The organism is Photorhabdus caribbeanensis, from assembly GCF_018448885.1.
Lineage (GTDB): Bacteria > Pseudomonadota > Gammaproteobacteria > Enterobacterales > Enterobacteriaceae > Photorhabdus > Photorhabdus caribbeanensis.
In genome coordinates this window covers 1-446 of the sequence record NZ_RCWB01000151.1, presented here as the reverse complement: position 1 = coordinate 446, position 446 = coordinate 1, and the positions used below count along the sequence as shown (strand labels likewise).

Here is a 446-nt window from a genome sequence, read left to right as displayed (position 1 = left end):
GGCGCTGACCACTTTGTGGCTCATGACTGGGGTGAAGTCGTAACAAGGTAACCGTAGGGGAACCTGCGGTTGGATCACCTCCTTACCTGAGATAGGTTGAGTGCAGTGCTCACACAGATTGTCTGATAAAAGCAGAGCGCAAGTGAGTCTGCGAAGCTGGCCAAACGGGTCCCCTTCGTCTAGAGGCCTAGGACACCGCCCTTTCACGGCGGTAACAGGGGTTCGAATCCCCTAGGGGACGCCATCTTGCGGGATAACGGGTGAAAGGCGTTGTCGAAATATCTTTAAGCGGATTGAGACAGTCTGTTTAGCGATATAAGCTCTTTAACAATCTGGAACAAGCTGAAAAATTGAAATGCTCAATAATATCGCCGAGGTATTATTGAGGTATCTCTCAAGCTGAACAATCCGAGACTCTTTCGGGTTGTGAGGTTAAGCGAATAAGC

The 446-nt window shown here is 49.6% G+C and carries 1 tRNA gene and 1 rRNA gene; both read left to right on the top strand.

Features of this window, described 5'->3' with window-relative positions:
- Positions 1-85 (top strand): 16S ribosomal RNA (locus EAE90_RS23425); the annotation flags it as partial.
- Positions 86-168: 83 nt separating this feature from the next.
- Positions 169-244, top strand: a tRNA-Glu gene (locus tag EAE90_RS23420).
- Positions 245-446: the final 202 nt, after the last annotated feature.